General features: G+C 44.4%; 14 protein-coding genes. 9 read left to right on the top strand and 5 right to left on the bottom strand.

What is annotated here, in order from left to right; translation table 11 throughout:
- The first annotated feature begins 161 nt into the window (after positions 1 to 161).
- The gene (locus QZW82_RS13120; RefSeq protein WP_293148765.1) at positions 162 to 878 is read left to right on the top strand and encodes an actin-binding WH2 domain-containing protein; all 717 of its coding nucleotides are present in this window, start codon (positions 162 to 164) and stop codon (positions 876 to 878) included.
- 29 nt (positions 879 to 907) lie between these two features.
- Positions 908 to 1,618: a hypothetical protein gene (locus tag QZW82_RS13115; RefSeq protein WP_293148764.1), complete on the top strand. Its 711-nt coding sequence runs from the start codon at positions 908 to 910 to the stop codon at positions 1,616 to 1,618.
- A 203-nt stretch (positions 1,619 to 1,821) separates the two neighbouring features.
- On the opposite strand, the gene mutS is transcribed toward QZW82_RS13115, so the two are convergent.
- A complete protein-coding gene (gene mutS, locus QZW82_RS13110; protein WP_293148908.1) occupies positions 1,822 to 4,449 on the bottom strand; it encodes a DNA mismatch repair protein MutS in 2,628 nt (875 codons plus the stop codon).
- 532 nt (positions 4,450 to 4,981) lie between these two features.
- On the opposite strand from mutS, the gene QZW82_RS13105 reads away from it, so the two are divergent.
- Both QZW82_RS13105 and QZW82_RS13100 read left to right on the top strand, forming a co-directional pair.
- Positions 4,982 to 5,296, top strand: coding sequence for a hypothetical protein (locus QZW82_RS13105; RefSeq protein ID WP_363318823.1), 315 nt, complete (start codon positions 4,982 to 4,984; stop codon positions 5,294 to 5,296).
- A gap of 27 nt (positions 5,297 to 5,323) precedes the next feature.
- Positions 5,324 to 5,530, top strand: a complete 207-nt coding sequence (locus tag QZW82_RS13100) for an acetyltransferase (RefSeq protein ID WP_293148762.1) — start codon at positions 5,324 to 5,326, stop codon at positions 5,528 to 5,530.
- Positions 5,531 to 5,843: 313 nt separating this feature from the next.
- Here the strand turns inward: QZW82_RS13100 and QZW82_RS13095 are convergent, their stop codons facing one another.
- Together QZW82_RS13095 and QZW82_RS13090 are read right to left on the bottom strand one after the other, a co-directional pair.
- The gene (locus tag QZW82_RS13095) at positions 5,844 to 6,995 is read right to left on the bottom strand and encodes an AAA family ATPase (RefSeq protein WP_293148760.1); all 1,152 of its coding nucleotides are present in this window, start codon (positions 6,993 to 6,995) and stop codon (positions 5,844 to 5,846) included.
- Between the two features lie 162 nt (positions 6,996 to 7,157).
- Positions 7,158 to 7,949 (bottom strand): RNA ligase family protein, encoded by a 792-nt coding sequence (locus QZW82_RS13090; RefSeq protein ID WP_293148758.1) that lies wholly within the window; start codon positions 7,947 to 7,949, stop codon positions 7,158 to 7,160.
- A gap of 264 nt (positions 7,950 to 8,213) precedes the next feature.
- On the opposite strand from QZW82_RS13090, the gene QZW82_RS13085 reads away from it, so the two are divergent.
- Together QZW82_RS13085 and QZW82_RS13080 are read left to right on the top strand one after the other, a co-directional pair.
- Positions 8,214 to 9,083 carry a prohibitin family protein gene (locus tag QZW82_RS13085; protein ID WP_293148756.1) on the top strand — a complete coding sequence of 290 codons (870 nt, stop codon included), beginning with the start codon at positions 8,214 to 8,216 and terminating at the stop codon, positions 9,081 to 9,083.
- Positions 9,084 to 9,319: 236 nt separating this feature from the next.
- The gene (locus QZW82_RS13080; protein WP_293148754.1) at positions 9,320 to 9,739 is read left to right on the top strand and encodes a peptidylprolyl isomerase; all 420 of its coding nucleotides are present in this window, start codon (positions 9,320 to 9,322) and stop codon (positions 9,737 to 9,739) included.
- An 84-nt stretch (positions 9,740 to 9,823) separates the two neighbouring features.
- Here QZW82_RS13080 and QZW82_RS13075 read toward each other — a convergent pair whose 3' ends face one another.
- Positions 9,824 to 10,948, bottom strand: coding sequence for a THUMP domain-containing protein (locus tag QZW82_RS13075; protein ID WP_293148752.1), 1,125 nt, complete (start codon positions 10,946 to 10,948; stop codon positions 9,824 to 9,826).
- Between the two features lie 648 nt (positions 10,949 to 11,596).
- On the opposite strand from QZW82_RS13075, the gene QZW82_RS13070 reads away from it, so the two are divergent.
- From QZW82_RS13070 to QZW82_RS13060, 3 genes are all read left to right on the top strand, one after another.
- Positions 11,597 to 11,752 carry a hypothetical protein gene (locus tag QZW82_RS13070; protein WP_293148750.1) on the top strand — a complete coding sequence of 52 codons (156 nt, stop codon included), beginning with the start codon at positions 11,597 to 11,599 and terminating at the stop codon, positions 11,750 to 11,752.
- A gap of 159 nt (positions 11,753 to 11,911) precedes the next feature.
- The gene (locus tag QZW82_RS13065) at positions 11,912 to 13,060 is read left to right on the top strand and encodes a cupin domain-containing protein (protein ID WP_293148748.1); all 1,149 of its coding nucleotides are present in this window, start codon (positions 11,912 to 11,914) and stop codon (positions 13,058 to 13,060) included.
- 73 nt (positions 13,061 to 13,133) lie between these two features.
- Entirely contained in the window at positions 13,134 to 14,195 is a 1,062-nt protein-coding gene (locus QZW82_RS13060) for a sucrase ferredoxin (RefSeq protein ID WP_293148746.1), read from the top strand.
- Positions 14,196 to 14,336: 141 nt separating this feature from the next.
- Here the strand turns inward: QZW82_RS13060 and QZW82_RS13055 are convergent, their stop codons facing one another.
- Positions 14,337 to 14,801 (bottom strand): GNAT family N-acetyltransferase, encoded by a 465-nt coding sequence (locus QZW82_RS13055; RefSeq protein WP_293148744.1) that lies wholly within the window; start codon positions 14,799 to 14,801, stop codon positions 14,337 to 14,339.
- Positions 14,802 to 14,917: the final 116 nt, after the last annotated feature.

Raw genomic sequence — 14,917 nt, 5'->3', positions numbered from 1 at the left:
ATTTGACTGTAAATATCCAGCCGACAGGCAATAGCAGTAAGGTGGGGTGTGCGTGGAACCCTAGATAATGGGAGTTGTATGAGTCCTGTATCTGGAAGAATAATGAGTTAACATAGAGTGCCTCCAGTTGGCAAGATTGTCGATCGCACTCAGCTTGAGTTATGACTGATTCGGAGTCGCATCAGTCAGAAGGAGAACCCGTGAAATATTTTTCAGTAGTAATGTATTTGCTGCGGGAACGGCAACAGTTTCTCGAAGAAATTCGCGAAGGTGTCAAGCTCAAATCTAAAATTTTTGGTTTGTTAATTTCCAGTACCATATTTTTTGGTATATACGGAGCGATATTAGGTGCATCTAGTACGTGGATGCAATGTCTGGTGTCAGCAATCAAACTGCCAGCGCTTTACTTACTGACGCTGATTATCTGCTTTCCCACACTGTACTTTTTTAATGTCATGTTTGGTTCAAAACGAACTTTTGAACAGTATTTGACATTGTTGATGACATCAATGGCGATGATTAGCGTTTTGCTGTTTGGATTTGCACCTGTCAGCCTATTTTTTCTGATTAGCAGTACCAATTACAGCTTTTTTCTGCTGTTGAATGTTGCTATTATGGCAGTCACAGGATTTTTGGGGGTAAGTTTTATCTATCAAGGAATGCACTTTATGTCCGAACAAGATGCCGAAGGCAAAGACATCAGGCTAAATATTTTGCGCTTCTGGTTGGGACTGTATGCGTTTGTGGGCAGTCAGTTGGGATGGACGCTGAGACCTTTTTTTGGCGCACCGGGACAAGCTTTTCAACTTTTCCGCAGCCGAGAGAGCAATTTTTATCTGAGTCTGTGGGATTCAATTAGGTCTCTGGGAGGATTTTAATTAATGCCAATTTAAGGAGATTTGCCATAGTGATACAAGCGGATTTGGATGAGTTGAGAATTCCTGAGAAGGAGTTGGAGGATTTGAGCGGAATAGCTTTGAGCGACGGTTTTTCAGGGAATTTTTATCACCCCGATACACTCCGAAACGGCAAAAAGCTGTTTGCTCTTTTGTTGCATGAGTTGCTGATATTTTGCGTAACACTTGTTATCTCGCTCCCGGTTGCTTTGCTGGCCAACAAACATGAAGTTAGTTCAGCTAGCGATGCTGAAATATTTGTCCGGGTTTTACAAATAACTTTGGGTTTGTCGCTGGCGATTACTGTTGCTTGGAATGTCTATCAATGGCTGAAGGCAAAGCCTTTAGCAACGCTGGCGGGTCTGTTGGATGAAGTTGAGAAGTATCATGAGGTGATTAAGGCTTTAGATATTATCGATCGCCTAACGGCTGCTGGCAATTTACAAGCCAATTTAATTAACCGACAAGATGCAATTGAGGCCTTAAAGATTACTAGAGAAAGTTTAGTTTGTGCTTTAAAAACAGAGAAAATTCTCAGGGAAAATCATAAATTCATTGGTCGCCGCTACGAGTTATTTGCTAATATTGAAAGTAATTTGGCGGCTTTGATGGCGCTGGATGTGAGCGATCGGGCGACTGAATACGGGCGGTTGCTAAATGAGGCTCTGGAAATTGGGATGAGCGTACACAAAGAGGTAAGAAAGTTGAAAAATGGCAAATGATTTGAGGTATGTTGTTGCGCTTAAGCGCTCTTTCATGTATAGCGATTCTCAAAAAGATGAGGTACGTTGTTGGGCTTGGGCCCTCTTAGTCTAAGCGGTTATACAAGCTGCAAATTATACCTCATCTTTTTGAGAAAGGCTATATATACAGGAAAGAGCGCTGAAGCGCAACAACGTACCTTGAACCTTTTTTCGTGAGAATTTTAATCGTCAAAGATATCTAATTCTTGTCCCTCAGACTCTTTTTTGCCATCTTTTTTAACACCCTTCCGCAGCCCGATCGCAATTTTGCTATGTTTCTCAATCTGCTTCATCACCTGTCTCGCCCTGTCAATCACCGACGGCGGTAAACCAGCCAACCTCCCCGCTTCAATTCCGTAGGACTTATCAGCACCGCCGGGGTGAACTTCGTGCAAAAATACGATTTGATCCGGCAATTCCTTCACAGTCACCTGATAATTTGCCACATTATCCAAAATAGAAGCTAATTCATTTAACTCGTGATAGTGAGTCGCAAAAATCGTCCGCGCCCGAATCTCGCTGGCTAAATATTCTGCCACAGACCAAGCAATCGAAAGGCCGTCAAACGTCGCCGTTCCCCTGCCGATTTCATCTAATAAAACCAATGATTTCGCCGTCGCGTGATTGAGAATATTTGCAGTTTCATTCATTTCTACCATAAACGTAGACTGACCGGTTGCTAAATCGTCCACGGCGCCGACTCGGGTAAAAATACGATCGCAAATTCCCAAAGTCGCAGCCTTCGCCGGGACAAAACTGCCCATCTGCGCCATTAACTGGATCAAACCAACCTGGCGCAAATAACAACTTTTGCCGCTAGCATTCGGCCCAGTTAAAATAATTAAATCTGGGCGACTTAGCGCTGCTTCCCGACCCAAAAAAGCCGAATTCGGGACAAAAAATCCCGGCGGTAAAGACTTTTCCACCACCGGATGACAACCTTCAATAATTTTAATTTCCCGACTTTCTGTCATCATCGGGCGACAGTAATCTTGATAAACCGCTACTTCCGCCAAACCGCACAAAATATCCGCCGCCGCCACCGCCCGGGAAACGTTGCGAATAATTTCGGCGTGCTCTCCTACCTCCGATCGCAATTTCGCAAAAATATCGTATTCCAAGTGATTCAAATCTTCCCGCGCCGTCAGAATTCGCACTTCCCTTTCTTTTAATTCTTCTGTGCTGTAGCGTTCTTCATTGGTGAGAGTTTGCTTGCGGGTGTAGTCGTTCGGTACTTGGTCAACTTTCGATTTGGTAATGCTGATGTAATAGCCGAAAGCTTTATTGTAGCCGACTTTTAAATTAGAAATTCCGGTGCGTTGCCGTTCGTTAGCCTCTAAAGTGGCAATCCATTCTTGATCGGCTGATGCAGTGTGGCGCATTTCATCAAGCATGGAATTAATGCCCGATCGAATTAAACCTCCTTCTTTTAAATGAATCGGCGGTTCGTCAACTAAAGAAGCGTGAATTTGAGTTGCTAATTCTTCTAAAATGGGCGGGACATTTTGCAGCGCTTTTAAATAGGGCGAGATTCCTTCAGTTGCGATCGCAGCCAATTGGGGTAATTTTGACAGAGAATCGGCTAAAGCGACCAAATCTCGCGCGCTAGCGGTTCCAGAACCGGCGCGCCCTGTGAGTCTTTCGATGTCGTAAATTTGGCGCAGCAACTGCTGCAAATCTTGGCGCAGCGGATTATTTTCTACTAATTCTTGAATCGTATCGTGGCGGGCGCAAATACCTTTAATGCTGAGTAAAGGTTGCAGCAACCAGCGGCGCAAAGCGCGGCCTCCCATGGCGGTGCTGGTTTTGTCTATAGCCCACAGCAGCGAACCGTGAAACACGCCATCTCTGACTGTTTGAGTAATTTCGAGATTGCGGCGGGTTTGATAGTCTAGTGTCAGAAAATCGGTGAGTGTGTAAGTGTGCAATCTTTGTAAAGCAACTGCTTTTTCTTTTTGAGTTTCTTCGAGATATTGCAGCAAACCCCCGGCGGCGCGCACTGCGAGGGAAAGGTGCGCGCATCCCATCCCTTCGAGCGATCGCACTTTGAACTTTTGCAGGATTCGCTGTTTGGCTTCGGACAAAGTAAACGGGATTTGCGATCGCAAAGAATAGCAAAACGAATTCGGCAAACAATCGGGTAAATGCTCGGATTTCTCTCCCGGCCTCAACATCGTCACCAAATCCGGCGCATTAGTCGGAACCAGGACTTCCGAAGGCTGCAAACGGAGCAATTCTAGGGTTAATTGTTCTAAACTGTCGGCTTGAGTAGTGACGAATTCTCCCGTAGAAATATCAGTATAAGCCAATCCCCAATGTTCTCCAGCGATGACGACTGCTGCTAAAAAGTTATTTTGTCGGGGTTTGAGCATTCCGTCATCTGTCAAAGTTCCGGGAGTGAGAATGCGGGTGATTTCGCGCTTGACTTGGCGGCCTTCGCGGGCGGCGATCGAGGCATCTTCAACTTGATCGCAAACTACTACAGCATAGCCTTTTTCTACTAACTGAGAAGTGTAGCGATCGAGGGCGTGGTGCGGCACTCCTGTCATCGGCACTCGACCGATTTCTTTGCCGCTTTCTTTGCTAGTGCAAACAAGTTCTAATTCCCGCGAAATCGTCACGGCATCTTGAAAAAAACACTCAAAAAAATCTCCGACTCGAAACAATAAAAGTGCGTGGGGATACTGTTCTTTCACTTCCACATACCGCTGCATCATCGGCGTCAGCTTGGTGAATTCTAGTAGGCGGTGGTCGGCATTGCGGATATTTTCTTGATTGGGGTCTGTTGGGCTAGATGCAGTGTAAGGCATAAAAGGCGATCGATAAATTTTGATCTTTAACAACTTTAGCGCAAGCTCGGCTTTTAGTTATAGCTAATGATACAATTTTTGACGATTAATCCTCCTCAAGCAGGGTGCGCGATTCTCAAGATGCGATCGCAGTTATATGGTTCGTCGTGCCGTTCGTAGTGCGTCCTGGTGTCCGTTCTTATCCTGCGGACACCAGGACGCACTACAAACTGCTTTATAGCGGACACTCCCGGCGCACTACAAACTGGCGATCGCCAAAAACAACCTCAGCCATCCTTGTTAGCTGTTAAAACAATAATCCTAAATCTATTGCAATTTACGCTGGGATAAACTCTACCTTTTTTATAACTTAAAACAGCCGAAAGATAGATTTAAAAATTATACCTCGGATAGAGAACTGCCACATTTTATATCCTTAAAATTAAACAATACAGCCAATTGATTTAGCTGCGGAGTAAATTTAAGATTTAGCATCAAAAATCTGGGAGTTAACTAGAGGAGAACACAATACAGAATACCCGAACCCCTGCAAATGGCCACCGCCAAAGCCAAAACCATCAACTACGAAGCCTGTCGCAAAGGCGGCACAGTGTCAATTCCCGGCGTTTACGGCGGCTTTGTTGACAAAGTGCCCTTAGGTGCAGCGTTCAACAAAGGATTGACCATGAAAATGGGACAGACACACGTTCACCGCTATTTGCGCCCTTTGCTCGATCGCGTTCAAAAAGGCGAAATTGACCCAACCTTCGTGATTACCCACCGCATGAAATTGGATGAAGCGCCCGACACTTACGAGATTTTCAAACACAAAAAAGATAACTGCATCAAAGTTGTTCTCAAACCATAACTCACCATTACTTCACAAGGAGAAACTATGCTTTTACAAGAAAAAGAATCCGGCGACTTGATAGAAATCATCGATATCGAGACTTTAATCAGCCCTACCCAAAATCAAGTAGCGGGACGAATTCAAGCTGGTGAAGAAGAGCAAGATCCGGCACATTTTGAGAAGGATAAATTAGTTTTCCCCTCCGGCGAAGTTCTGCCGCGCTGCTGGACTGAGGAAAATTATAAAGCTTAAGGTTCGTAGTAGGGACTTCAGTCCTTGATTGACTCATTAAGTCCTGGATGGAACTGTCACCTTAATCAAGGTATGTAGTTGCGCTTTAGCGCTCTTGATAATCTAAGGAAAGAGCGAAGACAGCGCAACAACGTACTAATCAAGGTATGTAGTTGCGCTTTAGCGCTCTTGATAATCTAAGGAAAGAGCGAAGACAGCGCAACAACGTACCTATGTCAAATAAATCAAGGTATGTAGTTGCGCTTTAGCGTTCTTGATAATCTCCGGAAAGAGCGCTAAAGCGCAACAACGTACCTAAATATTCAAAAAATGCCTAGCCCGCAAATCGATCGACTTGATTCGCTTCAGTGACATCTGGGATATCCAGGCGATTGGCCAATCGTTGAATTACCGCTTCTGGGACTGCTGCTGCGCGCGATCGATTCCGCCGCAAAATTTCCTCCAAGGGAACTTCCAGGTAAACAATCCGAATTCTAGCTTGATAATCAGCAAAGAAATTAATTAATTGCTGGCGCATTTGTTTAGTCGTATTGGTGGCATTCCACACAAAAGAACATCCCGATTTCATGTATTCCCGCCCTCGCTGTTTAGCTTCGACGATGACATTTCCGGGAGTTTCATCGGGAGGAACGTTCATCTCTTTTCGCAGCGCGTCCAAGGAAATAACAGGCCAATTGGGTAGATTTTCTCTTATCCAATAATCCTTACCGCTTCCGGGCAATCCCGACATCAAAACGACTTCGCATCGAGTATCGTCAAATGCTTCATAATCGGGGTTTCCGTTGTCTTTGCGGAAGTAGATAAATCGGCTGTGGGCTGACGGGAATTGTCGCGGAGAATCCAAACAATTATTTTCTTGACAAAACTCCCGAAATAGTTGTATTTTATCCAGAATTTCTTGTCTGTCGCTACACTCGCGACCGCGCACGTCTGCTTCTGCTAAAAGTGCGAGGAAATCGCAGCGGACAACTTGACTGGCCTTAATTACAGACTGCTGCGGGTTGGGTTTTTCCAGCAGCCAGATTGGTAAACTGCCGAATTGGACGATCGCGCAAACAGTCTCCCGAATGCTAAACTGCACCGGCGGGTCAAATTGAGCTAAAATTTGTCTGACCATCCTCGCACCTTGACGGGCGTGACCTTTCGAGCTAATTCTGCCATTTTCTTCTATCTTTGTAAAAGCAGGTTTTGCGACATCGTGCAGCAAAGCCGCCGCAAAAACCATTGAACGTTCTTGCACCGGAAGCTGCCGCCAATTCGGGGAAGATATTAAGGCTTCGCAGACCATTTTGGTGTGAATTAAGACATCACCTTCAGCGTGATAAATCGGATCTTGCTGGCATCCTTCTAAGTTTTGAATCCAATCAAAATGATTGTAAATGCTCTCCCAATCTAGGAACCAATCGGGCGGTTCTGGACAAAATGGAAAAGTCCAAGTTGCAGATTGTGATAATAAAGCAGTCATAGTTTCACCTATTTGTTAATAACGCAATTTCTTCGTCCGCGGAGGCGGACATTGTTTGTGTAGCAGCGGTTTCAACCGCCGAGTCTCATCTGTAAATTTCTGAATTTCTTAGTCCGCGGAGGCGGACATTGTTTGTATAGCAGCGGTTTCAACCGCCGAGTCTTATCTAAAATTAAATAAATCAGCGCCGGGACGCAAAATATTCGGTACAATCGGGCGATTCAGCCAATGTCCCTCCGCATTTTTAATCGCAGTCAAAAAGCTAGCGCGCACGTACTTGTAACGCGCCTTGACAATTCCACCTGCTTCGACTTTAATATACAGACCCTCCATGCGATCGCTATTATCAGTCTCCTTCAAACACCGCTCTTCATCCAATCCCAATTCCCGAGACTGCAAGCGCAACCGATCCAAATGTCCGGGTTGAATAAAATTAGATTTATCCATCAACTGCATCATGTGCTTGGGCGATTTTACGACTCCCGAAAACAGAACAGGAACAGAGACTAACGGCACTCCGTTCAACAACTGGCGGCGGGCTTCTGTACTCAAAAACTGACTTGTTTGCAAGTCCAGCACGTCGTATTCCATAAAATAGTGCGGCAGAAAATCATAAAAAACAGTATGTTTGGCATAAAGCCATTCACCGTACAAAATATAACGATTTCCCAGCACTTCTCCCAGGACTCCGCTGAGACTGAAAGCCCACTGTTTGAACAAGTTAAAATGTTTTTCTCGCGGGCCGCCGGTGAGATAGTGGCCGCGACTTTGCAGCAGCATTTGCCCGTCTGGCGCGAAGCTGATGCCTGTATTGGCGCCGTCTACCTTTTCTTCGATAATTAAAGGGCGATCGGCAATAGCGCTAAACGGCACGCTGTTGAGGTCTTCATCACCCGGCTGGAAACGCGAACCTTCGATGTGATAAGTTCTAGGATATTTAACAATTTCGACCATCGCTGTTACCTTTTTTATCTATCATAACAATTGTATTTGAGTTGTTAGTTGTATTTTTTTACGAACCGCGAAGACGCAAAGAGCGCGAAGTCTGATCGAAGAGAGGTTTGCGAATCATTTAGGAGTGCTATATAGCAGTCCTTGCAGAAGTCGTAAAGTTTTTTACCCCACCCCAGCCCTCCCCTTATAAAGGGGAGGGAGTAAGAAATTCACAAATGATTTAGGATTGCTATATAATAGATGTATCACAAAGGAGCGTATATTTTGAAAAGTCAAAGTTTCCAGAGCGTAACGTCAGCGATCGCTGGAATTCTATTAGTAGTCGCGCTACTCCTGGGCTTCAACTCTTTTGTTGTCATCAATCCAGGTGAAGCAGGGGTTGTTAGCATTTTAGGAAAAGCCACAGATGGAGCATTGTTAGAGGGATTTCACTTCAGACCCCCGCTGATATCCAAGGTTGATGTGTACGATGTCACAGTGCAAAAGTTTGAAGTTCCCGCCCAGAGTGCTACTAAAGACCTTCAGGATTTAAATGCTAGTTTTGCGATCAATTTTCGCCTCGATCCAGCAAAGGTAGTCGATGTCAGAAGGACTCAAGGAACCTTGGAGAATATAGTCTCTAAAATTATTGCTCCGCAGACGCAAGAAGCATTTAAAACAGCGGCTGCCCTGAGAACCGCCGAACAATCTATTACTCAAAGAAGCGAACTGAAACGAGACTTTGATACTGCACTGAAGGAGCGGCTATCAAAGTATGATGTAATTGTGCTGGACACGAGCGTTGTCAACATTCGATTTTCCACAGATTTTGCGAAAGCAGTTGAGGAAAAACAGGTAGCCGAACAGCGGGCGCAAAGGGCTGTTTATGTTGCTCAAGAAGCTGAACAACAAGCTCAAGCTGATATTAACCGCGCTCAAGGTAGGGCTGAAGCTCAACGGCTTTTGGCGGAAACTCTGAAGGCTCAAGGCGGCGATTTGGTGCTGCAAAAAGAGGCGATCGAAGCTTGGAGAAGCGGCGGCGCTCAGATGCCAAAGGTATTGGTTATGGGTAGCAATTCGAGTCGGGTTCCTTTCATTTTTAATATGAACGATATGCAGGAAGAACCCGATCGCCCAAAAGCGATCGACAATTAAAATAGCACTTACCCTCTGAACCCTTGTTTCTGGGAAAATGTTGGCTTTGCTAACCACAAATCTCGCCAGAAACCGGGTTTGCTCAGAAAGCCTGCCCAAGTCCTATGAGATTTGCCGGAGTATGCTACACTTCTGAAAGCCAAAATATAGCGACAGCTTAAAACCTTTCGCTATTAAACCAAAGTCCGCAATTAAGACGCAGACAGCACACTCATTTTCGGAAGCAAGGAGAAATTATGACCCGCGCTATTATGGAAACCGACAAAGGTACAATCAATTTAGAACTGTTCGATGCGGATGCGCCGAATACAGTGAAAAATTTTGTTGACTTGGCGGAAAAAGGTTTTTACGACGGACTATCGTTTCACCGAGTCATTCCTAACTTTATGATTCAAGGTGGCTGCCCCAAAGGCACTGGAACAGGCGGGCCCGGCTACAAAATCAAGTGTGAAATCAACTCGAACAAACATTTGGCAGGCACTTTATCGATGGCTCACGCAGGCCGCGATACTGGTGGAAGCCAATTCTTTATTTGCCATTCTCCCCAGTCTCATTTAGACGGAGTTCACACAACTTTTGGCAAAACTGAGGATATGTCTGTGGTGAATGCGATCCGCCAAGGCGACAAGATTATTTCGCTCAAAATCGAGCATTAATTTTCAGTAATTAGTGACGTTTGTAGTAAGGACTTTAGTCCTTATTGCAAACATAAATTACTCATAATTGTGTTTTACAACTCCTCAATACAGTTCATACTTGAGCAAAGTACAGGGAATCGAGCCATTAAAAACCGGAATTCGCTTCGATGTCCTGAGTCCTACCTGTTTACCCAACTCCTTATTTCCAGTCAAAATAAACGCGTTCCAACCTTTAAAACGCTGCTTGAAAATATCGCCCAACATCTTGTATAAATCTCCCAATTCGCTAGCATCTCCCAGGCGCTCTCCGTAGGGAGGATTGCAAATCAAAATGCCTCTATCTGTCGGTGCTTCCAACTCGGATAACTCGGTACGAGCAAACTTGATTTTACCTGAAATACCTGCTTGTTGGGCGTTGGTGCGAGCTTGATCTAACATATCAGAATCGCGATCGCACCCGGCGATGATTTCTTTAAGTTCCGGCAATTCGCTGTTTTCAGCTTCGGCCCACAATGTATCCCACAAAGGTTCGTCAAAATCCCGCCACGTCATAAATCCAAACTTTTCTCGAAACAATCCAGGTGCAATGTTCAAGGCCTTTAAAGTCGCTTCCAGGGGCAAAGTTCCGGAACCGCACATCGGGTCTAAAAATGGTAAATCTGCCGTCCATTCTGCCATCTCTAACAAAGCCGCAGCCAGGGTTTCTTTGAGCGGAGCCAGCCCCATTGCGGGGCGATATCCCCGCCTGTGCAAACTGCCGCCGGAACTGTCTAAGCTCAAGATAGCGCGGTCTCGATGGATGTGAAGGTTAATTAGTAAGTCGGGATTTTCGACATCAACATTGGAACGTTTGTTAAATTGCAGGCGCTGTTGGTCGGCGATCGCATTTTTGACCTGCAATGCTGTAAAGTGAGTGTGGTTCAACTTATCGTTGCCGCCGGTGCAGTTGACTGCTAAGGTATTGTGAGGCTCTAGGTATTCGTCCCAAGGAATTTTCTGCACTTCGCGGTAGAGCTTATCTGAGTCGTAGCACTGGAATTCGGCTATGGGAACTAGCACTCGAAAAATTGTTCTCGACCACAGATTGACGCGGTACAATAAAGCGCGATCGCCCGCGAAGTAAACTCCTGTAAAATCAGGCTTGACATCTTGCGCCCCTAAACTTTCTAATTCTTGGGCGGCGATGGTTTCTAAACCGCGCGCAACTGTAGCAAAATATTGATTCATTGATAATTACGAAGGAAGTTCGGCAGCGAGCAATGTACGGGATGTAACGGATGTTAACGGATGTAACGGATGTTAACGGATGTTAACGGATGTAGGAGGGAAGAAATAGCTATAGCCTTTCTCAAAAAGATGAGGTATGACTGACAGCTTATTATCACCCTTAAGCTAAGAGGGCTCGCATCCCAACAACATACCTCATCTTTCTGATAACCGCTATAGGTGGTTGGGGATTGGGAATCGGTTTTTCTCGATCGCCCAAATTAGATAGTAGCTCGTTTTAATCCTAAGTCTCACAAACAACACTCTACCTTAAGGTAGATGCCTCTGTTTCAAAAGACTGATATTTTTACAACTTATTGTCAAGAGTGGATTGCCGGTTTAGCAGTATGTGCGTAAGGGCGATCGGGCTAGCCAGCGGTCGCTGAATGTCCAGAATCAATAGCTAGAGAGGATTTACGCTTAATTGTCAACTGGGTTAGCAAGGGATCGGAAGTGCGATCTCCGACTGCTTATTGAAAAGTATTACTAATTACTTGCATGATTTATTGACTTTGTGCTAGGCTTCTACTCGAAGCTGAAAATGCAAGCCCTAACGTCAAAGTCTGGGAATATTTCAGCGAAATGGGTTTCATATAACAATCGGAGGCCATGATGTCAAAGGTAATCAACGGATCTGCTCTCAAACTGTCCCGTGCTAGCAAAATCCAAGTAGAAGTCAAGGAAATTGCCAAGCACGCCACAGCTAAAAACATCTCTTCTGCGCTTAATGTTGATGCCGATGGCAGCGATGTTACCAACGAGTAATAGCAGGTTTTTCGGTTAGACTTCGCATCCCCAAGCAACAAGTAGTAGATTTTACTGTTGTCTGTCGGGAAATGTGGACTAATTGAGGGCAAGCATAAAGCATTGTCCTCAATTATTCAATTGTTCAAAATTTATTGAGAAGTTTTATCAATAGAATTTATGCGATCGATCGCGAATCTACTCAAACCATACAATCTCGAAGATTTTCTAAATAACAACTGGACAAACAAAGCAGTTGTCATTCCCAGCGAAGGGAAAAAAGACTTTGCACATTTATTTTCCTGGGAAAAACTCAACTACCTGCTCAACTTTCACGAATTAAAATATCCCGACATTCGCTTAGCAGTAGCAGGAAAAGTTCTCGACGCCAGCGAAAACGTCAATCTCATAAAACTGTGCCAATCGGGAGCAACTTTAATCGTCAATCAAGTTCACAAACTTATCCCAGAAATAGCTGAATTTGCGGCAGAAATAAAAGCAGATTTAGGTTATCCAAACCAAGTAAATGCCTATTGTTCTTGGCCAGAAAAACAGGGATTTTCTTCCCACTACGACACCCACGAAGTTTTTATATTGCAAACAGACGGGATTAAGGAGTGGTATGTATTTGCAGACACAATTAAATACCCGCTGATTGACCAAAAATCCTCTGCATTTTCGCCACCAGAAACTCCACCATATTTAACCTGTACTTTGCACCCCGGAGATGTGCTTTACATACCGCGCGGACATTGGCATTATGCAGTTGCTTCAGATGAACCGTCGCTGCATTTAACATTAGGAATTCACTGCAAAACCGGAATTGACGTTTTAGAATGGTTAGTGGGCGAATTGCGACAACAAGAAGAGTGGCGTCAAAGTTTACCGCTGCGAATAAAATCAGATTCCATTGATGTAAGTGTAAATAATTTAATTGCTGAATTGCAGCGCTACGCAAACAGTAAAAATCTTGGAGAAGAGTACAGCAGCTACCTTGACAGTTTAGCAAAACCTGTGGCGAAATACTCTCTCCCTTATCAAGCAGGGTTCAACATTTTTCCCTACGGGATTCAAACTAAGTTTAGGATTCCCAAGTTTCTGCGGGTGAGAATTCGCGAATTACCTGACGGGTGTGGATACAAAGTTGTTGTTGGAGGTAAAGAAGTATCTCTGAAAGGAGTGACGGAGAAATTTATGGACAATCTATTCAGTACAGAATTTTTTACAGGAGAGGATGTGATGGATTGGTTGCCCGATTATGATTGGGAAATTGATGTAGTGCCACTTTTGTCTAGGTTAGTAGTTGACGGAATTATTTTTGTTGGTTAAAACTAGAGAAGGGTACTAGCTGTAATGAATGGGTTGTTAAAAAAGTAATTTATGACACATAACGAGGTGGAAAATGCCGGAGACTTTTTTTTGCGCCGATGCTTCTAAATGCGTTGAAGAGGATATTATTGGGAGTGGTACTAATTACCAAACCTATATATTGATTGAATGCTGTTTGCCTTGGGAATCAGAAGCTTTTGATTCCAAACAAGTGCCCCAGAATCTCAGGGATTTGGTGGAGGAAGTAGAGCATTCAAAGCAAAAAATTAGATTTTTGTTGATAAATAGCGACCAAACTAAATGTGCTGATAAGCGCAAAGTGTTGATCTATGACAACAAAAGTCAAGGACTTTTTGATGGTTACGAAAAGCAGGAATTTAGCGCGAGTAATATTGAGCAAGTAGCGGGAATTGTCAAAAGCTATTTAGCTGGAGAAGTGCCGGATTGCGAAGTTGAGAATAACCCAAGTAGAGATATTTTGGTTTGTACTCACGGGAGTCATGATAGATGTTGCGCGAGATATGGAAATCCTTTTTATGCCCAAGCAACAACTTTGGTTTCGGAGTTAGGATTAAGTGATATTCGTGTTTGGAAATCTAGTCATTTTGGCGGACATCGGATGGCACCGACTGCGATCGATTTGCGTGATGGCAGATATTATGGAAATCTCGATCGCATTTCATTTCAGTCAATCTTAACACGGACTGGCGATATTGAATGTTTGAATCAGGTTTATCGGGGTTGGGGGATTTTGCCGAACCAAATTCAGGTTTTGGAACGAGAATTCATCATCCGCTACGGGTGGGATTGGTTCAACTACAAAGTCTCAGGCTGTATCGTAGAGAAAAATCCTGAAAATGATGATTTTGTTGCTGAATTAACTTTTGAAACAGTTGATGGTACTTATGTCTATCGGGCTGAGTTGGTTAAAGATGAAGCTAAAACAGTCAGGTTTAAAGGTTCCTGCGGCGCTAAAAAAGAATCAGAGTTTGTCAAATATTTGGTAAAGTATTCTTACTTTTACTCGAAGAAAGAGGAGTCAAGGTTTGTGATTTATCCTTTTCGAGATTTTCGTAGAGATAAGACGGCGGTTGAAACCGCGCCTACACAAACGATGTCCGCCTCCGCGGACTAAGAGAGACGGCGGTTGAAACCGCGCCTACACAAACGATGTCCGCCTCCGCGGACTAAGAGAGACGGCGGTTGAAACCGCGCCTACACAAACGATGTCCGCCTCCGCGGACTAAAGAAAATAACGTAATATCAACCGTTGTGTTCAACCCGCGGAGGCGGGTTTTGTCTGTATAGACGCGGTTTCAACCGCCGTCTTCAACTCCATGAATATGTGCGGGATTCCCAGGTATTCAAAGGGATTGTCTTTTTCTACAAATCCGAGGTTTTTGTAAAATTTAACGGCGTTAATGCGAGACATCAGTCTTACTGTTTTGAAATTCTTTTCCTTAGCTTGTGCGATTAGTTTTTCCATCAGTTTAGTGCCGATTCCCTGGTTTTGAAATTCAGGAAGTACAGCAATATAAGAGATGCTTCCCAATTCTGGGGATAATTCTCGGAGTCTGCCCGAGCCGATAATTGTGCGATCGCCCGTTGCTGCTATAATATGACAAGCACCGTTCTCATGACTGTCCCTTTCGCTGCCTCTTTCCATGCCCAGGGGCGATCGCAAAACCAACCACCGCTGGTAAAACATATCCTCTAATTCTTGTGCGTTTTTAACCCACATTCCGCACCCCCAACTGGCACATACACTGCTTGAGGGGGTAAAAGTGAATTATCCGAGATAATAGTGAGTAAAAACACCCAGAAATCTGTGCAATTATCGCATCACCCAGTTAGGGA

Origin of the sequence: Microcoleus sp. bin48.metabat.b7b8b9.023 (genome assembly GCF_013299185.1) — a bacterium.
In the GTDB taxonomy this organism is placed as follows: domain Bacteria; phylum Cyanobacteriota; class Cyanobacteriia; order Cyanobacteriales; family Microcoleaceae; genus Microcoleus.
This window is presented reverse-complemented; position numbering and strand designations above follow the sequence as displayed.